Source organism: Citrobacter sp. Awk 2, assembly GCF_028069815.1.
GTDB lineage: Bacteria > Pseudomonadota > Gammaproteobacteria > Enterobacterales > Enterobacteriaceae > Citrobacter.
This window is the reverse complement of the sequence record NZ_JANEWL010000002.1, coordinates 31,283-48,387: the sequence shown is the minus strand read 5'-3', so window position 1 is coordinate 48,387 and position 17,105 is coordinate 31,283. Positions and strand designations below refer to the sequence as shown.

The 17,105-nt window shown below is 53.8% G+C and carries 13 protein-coding genes; 8 read left to right on the top strand and 5 right to left on the bottom strand.

Annotated elements, in window-relative coordinates; all coding sequences use genetic code 11:
• Window positions 1–10 precede the first annotated feature (10 nt).
• The 7 genes from NNO02_RS00990 to NNO02_RS00960 all read left to right on the top strand — a co-directional run bounded on the left by NNO02_RS00990 (window position 11) and on the right by NNO02_RS00960 (window position 6,270).
• Window positions 11–655 carry a DUF4310 family protein gene (locus NNO02_RS00990; protein ID WP_003830379.1) on the top strand — a complete coding sequence of 215 codons (645 nt, stop codon included), beginning with the start codon at window positions 11–13 and terminating at the stop codon, window positions 653–655.
• Window positions 656–768: 113 nt separating this feature from the next.
• Complete coding sequence (locus NNO02_RS00985; RefSeq protein ID WP_271454055.1) at window positions 769–1,902, top strand: amidohydrolase/deacetylase family metallohydrolase; 1,134 nt, start codon at window positions 769–771, stop codon at window positions 1,900–1,902.
• Entirely contained in the window at window positions 1,886–3,004 is a 1,119-nt protein-coding gene (locus NNO02_RS00980; protein WP_271454054.1) for a DgaE family pyridoxal phosphate-dependent ammonia lyase, read from the top strand. The genes NNO02_RS00985 and NNO02_RS00980 overlap by 17 nt, the downstream gene beginning before the upstream one ends.
• Window positions 3,001–3,741, top strand: a complete 741-nt coding sequence (gene dagF / locus NNO02_RS00975) for a 2-dehydro-3-deoxy-phosphogluconate aldolase (protein WP_271440315.1) — start codon at window positions 3,001–3,003, stop codon at window positions 3,739–3,741. Before NNO02_RS00980 ends, dagF begins: the two co-directional genes overlap by 4 nt.
• A gap of 21 nt (window positions 3,742–3,762) precedes the next feature.
• Complete coding sequence (locus NNO02_RS00970; RefSeq protein WP_271454053.1) at window positions 3,763–5,676, top strand: BglG family transcription antiterminator; 1,914 nt, start codon at window positions 3,763–3,765, stop codon at window positions 5,674–5,676.
• 77 nt (window positions 5,677–5,753) lie between these two features.
• A complete protein-coding gene (locus tag NNO02_RS00965) occupies window positions 5,754–5,996 on the top strand; it encodes a type II toxin-antitoxin system RelB/DinJ family antitoxin (RefSeq protein WP_000212724.1) in 243 nt (80 codons plus the stop codon).
• On the top strand, window positions 5,986–6,270 hold the full coding sequence (locus tag NNO02_RS00960; protein ID WP_000220581.1) for a type II toxin-antitoxin system RelE family toxin: 285 nt from the start codon (window positions 5,986–5,988) through the stop codon (window positions 6,268–6,270). The genes NNO02_RS00965 and NNO02_RS00960 overlap by 11 nt, the downstream gene beginning before the upstream one ends.
• Window positions 6,271–6,273: 3 nt before the next feature.
• On the opposite strand, the gene nrdG is transcribed toward NNO02_RS00960, so the two are convergent.
• From nrdG to treR, 5 genes are all read right to left on the bottom strand, one after another.
• Window positions 6,274–6,738, bottom strand: coding sequence for an anaerobic ribonucleoside-triphosphate reductase-activating protein (nrdG, locus tag NNO02_RS00955; protein WP_271440317.1), 465 nt, complete (start codon window positions 6,736–6,738; stop codon window positions 6,274–6,276).
• A gap of 120 nt (window positions 6,739–6,858) precedes the next feature.
• A complete protein-coding gene (nrdD, locus tag NNO02_RS00950) occupies window positions 6,859–8,997 on the bottom strand; it encodes an anaerobic ribonucleoside-triphosphate reductase (RefSeq protein WP_137383946.1) in 2,139 nt (712 codons plus the stop codon).
• Window positions 8,998–9,406: 409 nt separating this feature from the next.
• Window positions 9,407–11,059: an alpha,alpha-phosphotrehalase gene (gene treC / locus NNO02_RS00945; protein ID WP_271454052.1), complete on the bottom strand. Its 1,653-nt coding sequence runs from the start codon at window positions 11,057–11,059 to the stop codon at window positions 9,407–9,409.
• A gap of 49 nt (window positions 11,060–11,108) precedes the next feature.
• Window positions 11,109–12,527, bottom strand: coding sequence for a PTS trehalose transporter subunit IIBC (treB, locus tag NNO02_RS00940; protein WP_271449179.1), 1,419 nt, complete (start codon window positions 12,525–12,527; stop codon window positions 11,109–11,111).
• Window positions 12,528–12,684: 157 nt separating this feature from the next.
• A complete protein-coding gene (gene treR / locus NNO02_RS00935) occupies window positions 12,685–13,632 on the bottom strand; it encodes a trehalose operon repressor TreR (RefSeq protein WP_137383943.1) in 948 nt (315 codons plus the stop codon).
• Window positions 13,633–14,049: 417 nt separating this feature from the next.
• Between treR and mgtA the strand changes: the two genes are divergently transcribed.
• Window positions 14,050–16,758 (top strand): magnesium-translocating P-type ATPase, encoded by a 2,709-nt coding sequence (gene mgtA, locus NNO02_RS00930; RefSeq protein WP_271454051.1) that lies wholly within the window; start codon window positions 14,050–14,052, stop codon window positions 16,756–16,758.
• Window positions 16,759–17,105: the final 347 nt, after the last annotated feature.

Below are 17,105 nucleotides of genomic sequence, written 5' to 3'. Positions count from 1 at the left end.
GGAGGCCATCATGGAACAAAATAAAGGTTTTTGGTTTGCCGACTGGTCGTTCCCGATCTTCGTTGGCCTGCTCTCTTCTGGCGTCTTTGCCGGAACGCACATGTACTACCTGTATGGCATTGGTGCATTCAACGAAGTGGCATTCGTGGCGATGCTTAAAGCGGGAATGGATACCGGCTCCTACGGCGCGGTAGCGGCTTTTGGTGCAAGCTTCCTGTTTGCCCGCATCATTGAAGGGTCTCTGGTGGGGATTCTGGACATCGGCGGGGCGATTCAGACCGGTGTTGGGTTAGGCGTTCCGGCGCTGCTACTGGGGGCGGGCATTATTTTCCCGGTCGCCAATTTTGCCGCCTCACTGGTCACCGGTCTGGTGATTGGTCTGGCGATTGGCTACATCATCATTCTGGCGCGTAAGTTCACCATCAATCAGAGCGACTCGACCTACGGGGCTGACGTGATGATGGGGGCCGGCAACGCCTCCGGCCGCTTCCTTGGGCCGTTGATTATCCTCAGTGCCATGACGGCCTCTATTCCTATCGGGATCGGCTCTCTGGCGGGCGCACTGCTGTTTTACCTGTGGCAGAAACCAATCACCGGCGGTGCGATCCTTGGGGCGATGATCCTCGGTTCCATCTTCCCGATTGCCATTAGTTGATGGTGTGCCGTTGTAGGCCGGATAAGGCGCAGCCGCCATCCGGAAATGACGCCTGATGGCGCTGCGCTTATCAGGCCTACACGACCGCCCCCATTTCAACAGGAGAGAGAGACATGTTTGATTTACTCCTGCGCCATGCGCGTCTGGTTGACGATACGGTGAGTGATATTGCGCTAAAGGACGGCAAAATTGCGGCGCTGGGCGACATTGATAGCCCGGCGGCAAACATCATCGACTTACGCGGCGAGTGCTACGTCAGCGCAGGCTGGATTGATTCCCACGTCCACTGTTATCCCAAATCCCCGATTTATCATGACCAACCCGACAGCGTGGGCATTGCCACCGGCGTCACTACGGTGGTGGATGCGGGCAGTACTGGCGCTGATGATATTGACGATTTTTACACGCTGACGCGCGATGCAGCCACTGAAGTTTATGCACTGCTGAATATCTCCCGCGTTGGGCTTATCGCGCAGAACGAGCTGGCTAACATGGCCAATATCGACGCCGATGCGGTGCAGCAGGCGGTGAAACGCCACCCCGATTTTATCGTGGGTCTGAAGGCGCGCATGAGCAGCAGCGTGGTCGGTGAAAATGGCATTACACCGCTGGATCGGGCTAAAGCGATGCAGGCGCAGAACGGTGACCTGCCGCTGATGGTGCACATCGGCAATAACCCCCCGGATCTGGATGAGATTGCCGAACGCCTGATGGCGGGCGACATCATCACCCACTGCTACAACGGTAAGCCAAACCGCATTCTGACACCGGAAGGTGAGCTGCGTGCATCGGTGACACGGGCGATTTCGCGCGGGGTTCGTCTGGACGTTGGGCACGGTACAGCCAGCCTCAGCTTTGCGGTGGCGAAACGCGCTATTGAGTTGGGTATTCTGCCGCACACCATCAGTTCCGATATTTACTGTCGCAACCGTATCAGCGGCCCGGTGTATTCCCTGGCGAATGTGATGTCGAAGTTTCTCGCTATCGGCATGTCACTGCCGCAGGTTATTGAATGCGTAACCGCCAATGCGGCCGATGGTCTGCGGCTGAAAAACAAGGGCCGACTGCAGGTGGGGCTGGATGCCGATCTGACCCTCTTTGCGTTGAAACGCCAGCCAGGCGTGCTGGTAGATGCCGAAAACGACAGCCTGCAGGCTGAACAACTGCTGGTGCCGCTTGCCGCAATACGTGCGGGTAAGGGCTATATGACCGAACAAGGGAGCGCGGAACATGCCTTCAATTTTTGAGAAGTACCATTTAAAACAGGTGATTAATACATCCGGTCGCATGACGGCACTGGGTGTCTCCACGCCACGACCGGAAGTGGTTCAGGCTGCGATGGCGGGGATGAATCAATACTTCGAAATGAAAGATCTGGTCAATAAGACAGGTGAGTACATTGCGAAGTTACTGGATGTGGAAGGGGCAACCGTCGTTTCCTGTGCCTCGGCAGGGATTGCCCAGTCGGTGGCGGCGGTGTTGGTTAAAGACAGTGACTGGCTATTGGAAAACCTGCACGTGACGCCTGTCGATAACAACGAAATCGTGCTACCCAAAGGCCACAACGTTAACTTCGGCGCTCCGGTTGGCGCGATGGTGGCGCTCGGCGGCGGTAAGTTAGTGGAAGCGGGCTATGCCAACGAATGCTCGGCGGCGCAGCTGGCTGCGGCTATTACACCGCGCACGGCGGCCATTCTGTATATCAAATCTCACCACTGTGTACAGAAAAGCATGCTCAGCGTAGAGCAGGCTGCGGTGGTCGCTCGCACGCATAACCTACCGTTGATCGTCGATGCGGCGGCGGAAGAGGATTTGCAATGTTACTACCGTGTCGGCGCGGACCTGGTCATTTACAGCGGTGCGAAGGCGATCGAAGGGCCAACCAGCGGTCTGGTGATTGGCAAAACGCAGTATGTTGAATGGGTCAAACGCCAGACGGCGGGCATTGGCCGGGCAATGAAGGTCGGCAAAGAAGGCATCCTCGGTTTGACCTGTGCTATCGAACTGTACCTAAGCGCGCAGAAAGAGAGCGGCGCAGAGATGGTAGAAAAAATGACGCCGTTTATAGAGGCGTTGAATGCCCTGAATGGCGTGAGCGCTCGTGTCGTGTGGGACAGTGCAGGGCGTGACATTGCACGTACAGAAATTAAGTTTGACGAAGCGGTAACCGGTATCGCCACGGGCGAACTGGTCGAGGCGCTGAAACAGGGGGAGTATGCGATTTACTTCCGTGGTTACAAAGCCAATGAAGGCATCATTGAGGCGGATGTGCGCAGCGTCGATCGTGCGCAACTGGAGATTGTGGCTCGCCGGATTGCTGAAGTGATTTCGCAGGAGAAAAAAGCATGAAATTAACCCCTAATTTTTACCGCGATCGCGTCTGTCTGAACGTGCTGGCAGGCTCCAAACAGAACGCCCGGGATATTTATGCGGCGGCGGAAGGACACGTGCTGGTTGGCGTGTTGTCAAAAAATTACCCCAACGTCGAAAGCGCGGTTGCGGATATGCGTGAATACGCGGCGCTTATTGACAATGCACTGTCTGTGGGGCTGGGGGCGGGCGATCCGAACCAGTCGGCAATGGTCAGTGAAATTTCCCGCCAGGTGCAGCCTCAGCATGTTAATCAGGTGTTTACCGGTGTGGCAACCAGCCGTGCGTTATTGGGCCAGCAGGATACGGTAGTCAATGGTCTGGTCTCGCCAACGGGGACGCCGGGCAGGGTGAAAATTTCCACCGGTCCGCTAAGCAGCCAGGCACCAGACGGCATTGTGCCGGTTGAAACCGCGATTGCTCTGCTCAAAGATATGGGCGGTAGCTCAATTAAGTACTTTCCGATGGGCGGTCTGAAATGCCGTGATGAATACATCGCGGTCGCGCAGGCCTGCGCCCGTCACGACTTCTGGCTTGAGCCTACCGGCGGTATAGACCTGGAAAATTTCGCGGAAATCCTGCAGATCGCCCTGGATGCCGGCGTGAGCAAAATCATTCCTCACATCTATAGTTCGATTATTGATAAGGTGAGTGGCGATACCCGTCCGCAGGACGTTCGCCAACTGCTGGCGATCACCCGCGCCTGCGTAGGCTAATTAACAGATGAGGAAACTGACGTGAGATTCCCCAACCAACGTTTAGCGCAGCTGTTTGACATGCTGCAAAACGAAGCGCTCCCGCAGGATGAGCTGGCGCAGCGGTTGTCGGTTTCTACACGCACCGTACGTGCGGATATCACCGCGCTAAACGCGCTGCTCACCCAGTATGGTGCGCAGTTTGTCCTCAGCCGGGGTAATGGTTATCAGCTCAAAATTGACGATCTGGCAAGTTTTCATGCCCTGCAGACGCAGCAGCCCGACACGTTGCTGCGTATCCCACGGACCAGCCAGGAGCGGGTTCACTGGCTGGTGGTTCGTTTTCTGACGTCGGCCTTTTCGCTGAAGCTGGAAGATTTGGCAGATGAATGGTTTATCAGTCGCGCGACGCTGCAAAACGATATGGCCGAAGTCCGTGAACACCTGCAACGTTATCATCTGACGCTGGAAACGCGTCCCCGGCATGGCATGAAGCTGTTCGGCAGCGAGATGGCGATCCGTGCCTGTTTGACCGATCTGCTGTGGATGCTGGCGCAGCAGGATCCGCAGCACCCATTGGTAACGGAAGAAGCATTGAACGCCGGGATCCCAGAGCAACTGCAACCCGTTTTGCAGGACATTTTTTCCCGTTTTCATATTCGACTGACCGATGAGGGCGAGCTGTTTCTGCGCTTGTACTGTGCGGTGGCTATCCGGCGGATTAGCGAAGGGTATCCACTGCCTGAATTTGCCGCTGAAGAAACTGAACAGGCGGTGTGCCTGGCGGCAAGAGAGATTGCGGGGATTTTGCACCAACTGGCAGACAAGCCGCTTTCCGTGTATGAAGAAAACTGGCTTCAGGTACACATTGCCGCCCGTCAGGTACAGGAGATTGCGCCCAGCGCCATCAATGCCGATGATGACGAAGCGCTGGTCAATTACATCCTGCGTTTTATCAACACCCAGTACAACTACAACCTGCTGAATGACCAGCAATTGCATGCCGATCTGCTGACACATATTAAGACGATGATCACCCGGGTGCGTTACCAGATAATGATCCCTAATCCGTTGCTGGAAAATATTAAACAGCACTACCCGATGGCATGGGATATGACGCTGGCCGCCGTGTCAGGTTGGGGGAAATACACGCCGTATACCATCAGTGAAAATGAGATCGGCTTTCTGGTTCTGCATATTGGCGTTGGGCTGGAACGTAGTTACAACATCGGTTACCAGCGTCAACCGCGTGTGCTGTTGGTCTGTGATGCGGGAAATGCGATGGTGCGGATGATTGAAGCGGTGCTGGCGCGTAAGTATCCGCAGATAGAGATCGTCGATACCGTAACGCTGCGCGACTACGAACAGCGGGAAAGCATTAGCGAAGATTTTGTCATCTCTACCGCGCGGGTGGGTGAAAAAGATAAGCCTGTGGTCATGATTGCGCCGTTCCCTACCGATTATCAACTGGAACAAATTGGCAAACTGGTGCTGGTCGACAGAACCCGTCCATGGATGCTGAACAAGTTTTTCGATGCCGCCCACTTTCGTATTATCGACGGCACCATGGATCAGCAGATGCTGTTCAAAACGTTATGCCAACAGTTGCAGGATGAAGGTTTTGTCGACGCGGAGTTTCTTGATTCGGTTGTTGAACGTGAGGCCATTGTCAGCACCATGTTGGGCGACAGCATTGCTCTGCCGCATGCGCTCGGCTTGCTGGCAAAGAAAACGGTGGTCTACACCATCCTTGCCCCGCAGGGTATCGCCTGGGGCGATGAAACGGCACACGTGATTTTCTTGCTCGCCATTAGCAAAAGCGAATACGAAGAAGCGATGGCCATTTACGATATTTTCGTCACCTTCCTGCGTGAACGCGCCATGACGCGGCTCTGCGCGTGTCAGAATTTTGCCGAGTTCAAAACGGTTGCGATGGAGTGCGTCAGTCGTTTTTGAGAGGTGTTATCCAGAATTCGATGTAATGCGAATGTAATGCTAGACTGCATTACACATTCGATTCTATTGGAGGCATAATGGCCACGCTGAACGTCCGTCTGGATGACAAACTCAAAAATGAGGCTTATGCCGTGCTGGAAAAACTGAACATTACGCCAACGGAAGCCGTGCGATTACTGTTCCAGTACGTCGCGGAAACGGGGCGCATGCCAGTGAAAACCGTCACTCTTAGCGACAGTGAAGATGCACTGATTCAGACAGTTCGGGAGAGGCTGTCTAGTCCGCAAAAGGGAATCAAGGTTAGTCTGGATGACTTATGAACTGGAATTCGACCCGAGGGCCTTAAAAGAGTGGCATAAGCTGGGCGATACGGTGAAGGCTCAGCTTAAGAAAAAGTTGGCTGATGTGCTATTGAACCCCAGAATTGACTCTGCCCGTTTAAACGGTCTTCCTGACTGCTATAAAATTAAGCTTAAATCGTCCGGCTATCGTCTGGTGTACCAGGTTCGGGATGAAGTTGTGATTGTGTTTGTTGTCGCGGTCGGCAAGCGAGAACATTCAGCCGTCTATCACGATGCAAACAAACGGCTTTAACGATCATCGCAAATGATGCACGACCTGATTGCTGCTACCGCGCCAGATAAGCGCCGGGTCCTTGAGATCCTGCACAAATTTGCCATCGACCAGCACGTTGATGAGATCCACCACCTGCATCTGTGCGGCGTTGAGTTCATCGAGCTTGTAACCGGTCCATACCCAGATGTCTTTCCCCGGACATTCAGCGCGAATACGCTGTACCAGTTTCAGGATATCCGGCACGTTTTGCGGATGCAGCGGATCGCCGCCGGACAGCGAAATACCCTGGCGATGAATGCGCGTGTCGTTAAGATCGGCAACGATCTTGTCTTCCATCTCTTTGGTGAATGGCAGACCGGAGTTTAACCGCCATGTGCTTTTGTTATAGCAGCCAGGGCATTCATGCACGCACCCGGAAACAAACAAGGTGCAGCGGGTGCCGGGGCCGTTAACGATATCGACGGGATAATATTGGTGGTATTGCATAGAAGATGTCCAGAAAGCATGTAGGCCGGATAAGGTGCTTGCACCTCATCCGGCAACATTGTGATGCCTGATGGCGACGCGATTGCGTCTTATCAGGCCTACGGCCTTTGCAAACGGAAATTAACCTATCTGCCCGTTACCTAAGTGCTTAACGCGGCGCTTCACTTCTTCCTGCTTACCAGCGTTAAACGGACGCGCGTCCGGGCTGCCTAAATAACCGCATACGCGGCGGGTGACCGACACGCGGGCCGCGTCGTGGTTACCACATTTCGGGCAGGTGAAGCCTTTGCTGGTGCATTCGAACTCACCAGTAAAGCCACATTCGTAGCACTCATCGATTGGCGTGTTGGTCCCGTAATACGGCACGTGCTGGTAGCTGTAATCCCACACGTCTTCCAGCGCTTTCAGGTTGTGCTGAATATTCGGGTACTCGCCGTAGCAAATGAAGCCTCCGCTTGCCAGCGGCGGGTACGGCGCTTCGAAGTCGATTTTGTCGTATGGGTTCACCTTCTTCTCTACATCAAGGTGGAAGCTGTTGGTGTAGTAACCTTTGTCGGTTACGCCTGGTACCACACCAAATTCGGCGGTATCGAGACGGCAGAAGCGGTCACACAGGTTTTCGCTTGGCGTGCTGTACAGGCTGAAACCGTAGCCGGTTTCGTCTTTCCACTGATCAACAGCCTGACGCAGACGTTCGACAATGGCGATACCTTTGGCGCGCAGCTCTTCGCTGTCGTACAGGTGCTTATCACCAAACAGCGCGTTGATGGTCTCGTGAATGCCGATGTAACCCAGAGAGATGGATGCGCGGCCATTTTTAAAGATTTCAGACACATCATCGTCCGCTTTCAGGCGAACACCGCAGGCACCTTCCATATACAGGATTGGCGCAACGCGGGCTTTCACACCTTCCAGACGCGCGATACGGGTCATCAGCGCTTTACGTGCCAGAATCAGACGGTCGTCGAGCAGTTTCCAGAAGGTGGCTTCGTCACCATGGGCTTCCAGCGCGATGCGTGGCAGGTTCAGGCTAATAACGCCAAGGTTGTTACGTCCGTCGTGAACCTGTTCGCCGTTTTCGTTTTCCCAGACACCGAGGAAGCTACGGCAGCCCATTGGGGTTTTGAACGAACCGGTGACTTTCACTACCTGATCGTAGTTCAGGATATCCGGGTACATACGCTTGCTTGCGCATTCCAGCGCCAGCTGTTTAATGTCGTAGTTTGGATCGCCAAACTTGTGGTTCAGACCGTCACGAATCGCGAATACCAGTTTCGGGAAGACGGCTGTTTTACGGTTTTTACCCAGTCCCGCGATGCGGTTACGCAGAATGGATTGCTGGATCAAGCGGGATTCCCAACTGGTCCCCAGGCCAAAACCAAAGGTGACGAATGGCGTCTGACCATTAGCGGTATGCAGGGTATTCACTTCATACTCAAGGGACTGGAATGCGTCGTAGCACTCTTTCTCGGTACGGGAATGTGCATAACCATCAGCATCCGGGATCTGCCACTCTTCAGCGGTTTTACGGTGTTTATTAAAGCTCTCGGTCACGAATGGCGCGAGGACTTCATCAATACGGTTGATCGTGGTGCCACCATAAATATGGCTGGCAACCTGCGCGATGATTTGTGCAGTGACGGCGGTCGCGGTCGAGATGGATTTTGGCGGCTCAATCTCCGCGTTACCCATCTTAAAGCCCTGTGTCAGCATACCTTTCAGGTCGATCAGCATGCAGTTAAACATCGGGAAGAACGGCGAGTAGTCGAGATCGTGATAGTGAATATCACCACGCTCGTGTGCCTGGACGACATCACGCGGCAGCAGGTGCTGGCGCGCATAATGTTTGGCGACGATACCCGCCAGCAGGTCACGCTGGGTCGGGATCACTTTGCTGTCTTTGTTGGCATTTTCATTCAGCAGAGCAGAGTTGGTTTGCTCAACCAGACCACGAATTTCCTGGTTCAGACGGCCACGTTTTTCACGCTGTATATCACGGTCGTGGCGATATTCGATGTACGCACGGGCGAGTTGTTTGTACGGACCAGACATCAGTTGGTTTTCTACCGCGGTCTGGATCTCGTTGATATCGACCTGGCTGCGCTCATTCATCTGACTGCTAACGACTTCTGCGACGGTGGCACAGTAATCTGCGTCATCGACTCCCGCTGCTTTAGCTGCACGCAGAATGGCTTCTTTGATGCGCTCTGATTTAAACGGCACTTTACAGCCATCTCGTTTCATCACATGCGGTGTCATGATCACTCCATATTTATAAGAACAGGTTATCCACAGAGGTTGGGGAAGCGGCCATGGGTTTATTCATCTATCAGGCCAATGACTTCCCGCAATCCTGACCCACTTTATCCACAATTCCACCGCTAGCCGGGGAAATGTCGTTGTAGCAATTGTAGTCGATTAATACAACATATTGGGTCGGCGTGCATTTTAAGTTCTATATGTAGTGATTTGCATCAAGGATGTTTACGATTTATTTGATGTAGCGCAAAGTAAAAACTGGAGCGTACAGATGACGGGCACTGTAGCCGATTGTAAATTGTGGCAAGAAAAATCTGATTAATTATTCAACAAAAACAGGAAGGTAAGACAGACATCTTCGGTGAAGCCCGGTAGCGCTATACGTACCGGGCTCAAAGCCAATTGCAAGCTATTTTTGCAGCCACCAGATGGCTTCAAAAGGACGTAATGTCATATCGCCTGGCTGGCTGGCGACCTCGGCGTAGTTGTGCATCATCACCTGCCAGTTTCCCTGGGTGTTGGCGGGTTGCCAGGGCTGGAAGGTGTTGCTCAGGTTGGCAATGACCAGAAGCCGTTGCCCTTGCCACTCGCGCTGATAGCACCATATGTGCGGGCTGTCAGGTAGCAGATCCTGGTAATCACCCCAGGTGAGAACCGGCTCTGCTTTACGCAATGCGATCAACTTCTGATAGGTATAGAACACAGAGTCGTCATCATTCAGCGCCGCTGCGACATTGATATCCGCTGCGTTGTCGCACAGATTGATCCATGGTTCACCCTGCGTGAAGCCTGCGTGCTTGCTGGTATCCCATTGCATCGGCGTGCGGCTATTATCACGGGATTTACTGGCCAGAATCGCCAGTAATTCGCCGGCATCGCGTCCCTGCGCATTCAGCTCAGCGAACATGTTATGGCTTTCTACGTCGCGATAATCGGTTATCTGGCGGAAGTGTGGGTTGGTCATGCCAATCTCTTCCCCCTGATAGATATAAGGCGTGCCCTGCATACCGTGCAGCACCATGGCCAGCATTTTAGCGGCAGGAACGCGGTATTTCTCTTCATCGCCGAAACGCGAAACGATACGTGGCTGATCGTGATTACACCAGAACAGCGCGTTCCAGGCGATGTTGTGCATGCCTTGCTGCCAGTGGCGGAACAGGGTTTTTAGCGCCACATAGTCGGGTTTTGCTAGCGTCCATTTCTCTCCATTGGGGTAATCCACTTTCAGATGGTGGAAGTTAAAGGTCATCGACAGCTCACTACCATCCTGGGCGGCGTATTGCTGGCAATGTTCCAGCGTAGTGGATGACATTTCTCCCACCGTCATCAGGTTGCGTGGGGTAAAGACATCGCGGTTCATCTCACGCAAAAATTCATGTGCGCGTGGACCGTCGGTATAAAAACGGCGTCCATCGCCGTCTGGATCGTTCGGGAAGTCCTGATCTTTAGAGATAAGATTCACCACGTCGAGACGCAGACCGTCCACGCCGCGATCGGCCCAGAACTCGCACACTTTTTTTAGCTCAGCGCGAACCGCCGGGTTCTCCCAGTTCAGATCGGCCTGCTCTGGGGCAAAGAGGTGCAGATAATACTGCTCGCTTTCGGCGTGCCAGCTCCAGGCACTGCCGCCAAATTTGGAGCGCCAGTTGTTCGGGCTGGCCTCTGACGTGCCATCGCGCCAGAAATAAAACTGACGATACGGGCTATTTTTATCCAGCGCTTCACGAAACCAGGCGTGCTGGGTTGAAGTATGGTTAAACACCATATCGAGAATAATGCGGATGCCACGTGCCTTCGCCTGCGCGACCAGTTCGTCAAAGTCTGCAAGCGTACCGTAGGCCGGATCGACGGACATATAGTTAGCGACGTCATAGCCGTTATCAACTTGCGGTGAAATGTAGAATGGCGTCAGCCAGATAGCATCGACCCCCAGTTTCTGCAGGTAGTCGAGACGCTGTGTTACACCGCGCAAATCACCGGTACCGCTACCGGTGGTGTCCTGAAAACTCTTGGGATAAATTTGATAGATAACGCCGTTTTGCCACCAGTGTGGAATATTCATTGCTGTTTCCTGGAGATACGATGGGGCGCAACTGCGCCCCGAAGAAAAGTCAGACAATCTGTAAGGTGCCCTGACGGTATTTACGCTGGTAGATGAACGAAGTCAGTACCATCGGGATAACAATTGAAATCACCATCGCCAGACCAAATACCTGCCAGTACGTTGGCTGGATGGAGAGGATGCCCGGCAAGCCGCCGACGCCAATGCCGTTTGCCATCACGCCGTTCAGGCCGCACAACAACCCGGCAAGGCCCGAACCAATCATCGCGCACAGCATCGGGAAGCGATATTTCAGGTTGATGCCGTACATCGCGGGTTCAGTTACCCCCAGATAGGCGGAGATCGCAGCAGGAACAGAGATTTCACGCTCATTGTGTTTACGGCTGGAGATAATGATGCCGACCACCGCAGAGGCCTGAGCGATGTTAGACAGCGCAATCAGCGGCCATACCGGTGTGCCGCCCATGCTCTGGATCATCTGCATATCGATAGCCAGCGTGGTCTGATGTACACCGGTGATCACCAGCGGGGCATACAGGAAGCCGAACAATGCTGCGCCAATCGGGGCAAAGCTGCCGGTCAGCAGATGGCGGACGGCAAACGCGACACCGTCGCCGATCATGCGGCCAAATGGACCGATAAAGGCATGGGCGAGGAATACGGCCAGGATCAGCGAACATACCGGGACGATGACCAGGTACAGATAATCCGGGACGATGCGTTTCATCCGCGTTTCAATAAAGCCGAGCGCCAGGCCCGCCAGCAGCGCCGGAATAACCTGCGCCTGGTAGCCCACTTTCTCGATACTGAACAGGCCGAAGTTCCACACTTCCGGTACCTGCTGGCCGAGCAAATAGGCGTTCATCAGTTGCGGAGAAACCAGCGTGACGCCTAGCACGATGCCGAGGATCGGCGTACCGCCCATTTTCTTCACGGCAGACCAACAAATCCCCACCGGCAGATAGAAGAAGATCGCTTCGCCAATCAGCCACAAGAAGTCGTAGAGCGTTTTGAGCGAGGGATGCATCTGCGCCAGCGTCTGACCGTTGCTCATCGGCACATCGCCGATGACGTTACGAAAACCTAAGATCAAACCACCGCTGATCAGCGCAGGGAGCAGTGGGAAGAAAATCTCCGCGAAGTGAGAAATCAGCTGCTCGTGCCACTTCATGTTCTGCCGCGCCGCTTTCTTTGCCTGCTCTTTGTCGGCACTGGCTTGTCCGGTGGTCGCCAACAGCGCCTTGTAGTAATCACCTACCTCAGTGCCAATCACCACCTGAAACTGCCCGGCGTTGGTGAAGCAGCCTTTGACCATCGGTAGCTGTTCGATCTCTTTGGGTCTAGCATTCGCGGGTTGATTCAACACAAAACGCAGGCGCGTAATGCAGTGACTCACCGTGGCGATATTGTCGCGCCCGCCAACCAGCTCTATCAGCCGGTCGATATCCGCTTGTTTTACTTTGCTCATGATGACGTGTGTTCCCCGTAGATCGGATTAGACGCTTTCGCGACGTCATCCGGCAGCTGTCTCGTTGTTGGTGCCAGAGTATATCGTCGGTGAATATTTAAAAATGGGAACGTTCCCGAAACGCAGCGAAGATCACAAATTAGTGCTCAGAAAGCGATCAGGAGAGGGTGGCAGGAATGACGATTTGCCGCAGTTCGCTGCGGCCGTTGATCTGTTCGATCAGCTGTAACGCCGCTTGCCGCCCGGCTTCAGCGTAGCCGGGATCGACGGTGATGATCTCCGGATGGAGGAATTTCATCAGCGGCGTATTACCGACGCTTGCCAGTTGCAGGTTGTCGATTCGCTGTTCCTGCAGGTATTTACTGACGCCAAGGGCAAGCGTGTCCGTTGCACAGACTAACGCGGTGGTTTCCGGCGTAATAACATCGGCGGCATGCTCATAGCCCTGCTTCATGGCAAGACCAGGCAGAGCAGCGACAGGATGCAGCTTATGTTTCTTGCAGAAGGTCAGGTAGGCCTCATGACGGCGCTTACCGGTGGTGACATCGCTATGGGGGACGCCAAGGAAACTGATATGACGATGTTCGCGATCGTACAGACGCTGCATCAGGGTATGAATGGCACCTTCGTCGTCATAACAGACGGAGGCAAAGCCTTTGGCATCCCTGGCCAGCAGTACCAGAGAGTCCTGCCAGGAGGTGAGCATGGTTTCCGTTACGCCGGTAAAACCAAACAGCACGACCCCATCAATGTTGCGACGTTTAAGCATTCCCAGATGTTCTTCTACCAGCTCAGGTGAGAACTGGCTTTCCATCATAATCGGATCGTAACCCTGCTCATAAAAGGCGGGCAGCATGGTCTGTACTGCGAGGTTTTCTGAAAGTGAGTCCAGACGTGTGACGATAATCGCCACGACTTTGTCGCTTTGCCCACGCATGGCACGTGCGGAGCGGGAAGGGGAGAAACCGTGCTGATTCATCACTGCTTCAACACGTTCACGGGTGCGTTCGCTAACGCCGCTTTCGTTGTTGAGCACGCGGGAAACCGTTGATTTCCCCACGCCGCTTAAGCGGGCGATGTCTTTAATAGTCAGCCGATTTTGCATCCTGTTTTCCCGTTGCGCACTTTTTCAGTTATACCAAAGAGAGTAACTTTACTCATGTGGAGTGCAATGGGCAAAGTCTGCTTTAAACCGTTCACCCTTCAGGCGATGTGTATACGTTTGGTTTAGTTTCCGTGCTGTATCATACCGCCATAATTGTCACAAACCTTATGGTTTTCTGCGTATAATCCGCAGCGCTTATCATTCACTTACCGGAGGCTATATGGATCCCGATCCCACCCCTCTCCCGAAATGGAGAACCCCCCTTCTCCGGTAAGCCTGTCTTCACTGTCTTACCGGAGCTGTAAGACAGTGACGTTCTGACGTCCCTGTTGTGATTTTAAAATTGCCACCAGGCAAGGCTTTGCCACGCCTGAAGGATTTACTGCGCCCGTTTATACTGGTGCAGAGGGACTGCCTATGTTCAAAAATATAACCCGCCAGCTGTTTGCCCAGCTTAACCGCCATTTGCCGCATCGTTTGGTGCATCGCGATCCGTTGCCTAATGCCCAGACCGTTGCCAGCACGCCGATCCCACCGTCACTCAGTGAACATTGCCTGAAGATGGCGCTGATGGATGAAGAGGCGCTGTGGAAAACGTTTGATGCGCATCCGGAAGGATTGAATGCCGCAGAAGTGGAGAGCGCCCGCGAAAATCATGGTGAAAACCAATTGCCGACGCAAAAGCCATCGCCGTGGTGGGTTCATCTGTGGGTCTGCTACCGCAACCCGTTTAATATTCTGCTGACTATTCTGGGCGGCATTTCTTATGCCACCGAAGATCTGTTTGCTGCGGGCGTCATCGCCTTGATGGTGTGTATCTCAACGCTGCTGAATTTTGTGCAGGAGGCGCGTTCCACCAAAGCGGCGGACGCGCTGAAAGCGATGGTCAGCAATACCGCAACCGTCCTGCGTGTCATCAACGAAAAAGGGGAGAACGGCTGGGTTGAACTGCCGATCGACCAGCTGGTTCCTGGCGATATTATTAAGCTGGCAGCCGGCGATATGATCCCGGCCGATTTACGTATCGTCCAGGCGCGCGATCTGTTTGTGGCGCAGGCTTCGCTGACCGGTGAGTCTTTGCCGGTTGAGAAAGTGGCGACAAGCCGTGACCCGCAGCAAAGCAACCCGCTGGAGTGCGATACCCTGTGTTTTATGGGCACTAATGTGGTGAGCGGAACGGCACAGGCCATTGTCATTGCCACCGGGGCGAACACCTGGTTTGGACAACTGGCAGGCCGCGTCAGCGAGCAGGAAAGCGAGCAAAATGCCTTCCAGAAAGGGATCAGCCGCGTCAGCATGTTGTTGATCCGTTTTATGCTGGTGATGGCGCCCATTGTCCTCATCATCAACGGCTACACCAAAGGTGACTGGTGGGAAGCGGCGCTGTTTGCGCTGTCTGTCGCGGTGGGGCTGACCCCGGAAATGCTGCCAATGATCGTCACCTCAACGCTGGCGCGCGGGGCGGTGAAGCTGTCCAAACAGAAGGTTATCGTCAAACACCTCGATGCCATCCAGAACTTTGGCGCGATGGATATTCTGTGCACCGATAAAACCGGTACTCTGACTCAGGATAAAATAGTGCTGGAGAATCATACCGATATCTCCGGTAAGCCCAGCGAACACGTCCTGTATTCCGCGTGGCTGAACAGCCATTATCAGACCGGGCTGAAGAATCTGCTGGATACGGCGGTTCTCGAAGGTGTGGATGAAGAATCTGCCCGTCAGCTCTCTACCCGCTGGCAGAAAATTGATGAGATCCCGTTTGATTTTGAGCGTCGTCGGATGTCGGTGGTGGTCGCTGAAGAAACCGATGTGCATCAACTGGTGTGCAAAGGCGCGTTGCAGGAGATCCTCAGTGTTTGCACCCAGGTGCGCCATAACGGGGAAATTGTCCCGCTGGATGAGAACATGCTGCGCCGGGTGAAACGCGTTACCGATACGCTGAACCGCCAGGGGCTGCGCGTGGTGGCGGTGGCGACGAAATACCTGCCTGCGCGTGAGGGCGATTACCAACGTATTGATGAGTCAGACCTGATCCTTGAAGGCTATATCGCCTTCCTCGATCCACCGAAAGAAACGACCGCACCGGCGCTGAAAGCCCTGAAAGCCAGCGGTATTACGGTGAAAATTCTCACCGGTGACAGCGAGCTGGTGGCGGCGAAAGTGTGTCATGAAGTGGGTCTGGATGCAGGTGATGTGGTTATCGGCAGCAGCATTGAAGGGTTAAGCGACGACGAGCTGGCAAAACTGGCTCAGCGTACCACGCTGTTTGCCCGCCTGACGCCAATGCACAAAGAGCGCATTGTCACACTGCTCAAGCGTGAAGGTCACGTAGTGGGTTTTATGGGCGATGGTATCAACGATGCCCCGGCGTTGCGCGCGGCAGACATTGGTATTTCTGTTGATGGTGCGGTTGATATTGCGCGTGAAGCGGCAGACATCATCCTGCTGGAAAAGAGCCTGATGGTGCTGGAAGAAGGGGTGATCGAAGGGCGTCGTACCTTCTCGAACATGTTGAAGTACATCAAAATGACGGCCAGTTCCAACTTTGGCAACGTGTTTAGCGTGCTGGTGGCGAGCGCATTTCTGCCGTTCCTGCCGATGTTGCCGCTGCACTTACTGATTCAGAACCTGCTGTATGATGTATCCCAGGTGGCGATCCCGTTTGATAACGTTGATGAAGAGCAGATTAAAAAGCCGCAGCGCTGGAACCCTGCCGAGCTGGGACGCTTTATGATTTTCTTTGGACCGATCAGCTCTATCTTCGACATTCTGACATTTTGCCTGATGTGGTTCGTTTTCCATGCCAATACGCCAGAACATCAGACGTTGTTCCAGTCAGGCTGGTTCGTGGTCGGTCTGTTGTCGCAAACGCTGATTGTGCATATGATCCGTACCCGTCGTGTGCCGTTCATCCAGAGCCGCGCCGCATGGCCGTTGATGCTGATGACGCTGGTCGTGATGGTGGTGGGCATTGCGTTACCGTTCTCGCCATTGGCCAGCTACCTGCAATTGCAGGCATTGCCGCTGAGCTACTTCCCGTGGCTGATTGCGATTCTGGCAGGCTACATGACATTGACCCAGTTAGTGAAAGGTTTTTATAGCCGTCGTTACGGCTGGCAATAACCGCTAAACGTCTCAACAGGATGGTGTTAACACCATCCTGCATTTCTCTTCTTCATTCGAAGATATTCCTCCGTAATATTGTTGTTTTATTTTTATTGAAATACTAACGCGGCTAATTAGTCTAAAACCGCGTCCTTTGCGTTGCTTTTCTATCAGGAAAACGATCTGCGTTGCAAAAATGAAACAGCGTGCTAAAAATTATAGAGCTTAGTTTTTTTTTGTGAAGGCAGTCATCGAAATAAATTGTTACACCAGTTAGTCTGCACCGGTAACGTCGTTAAGAAAGTTTCTCGCTGCCCATTTTTAATTCCGGCAGTCATTTGCTCTGCAAGCTATTCCTGTTAATG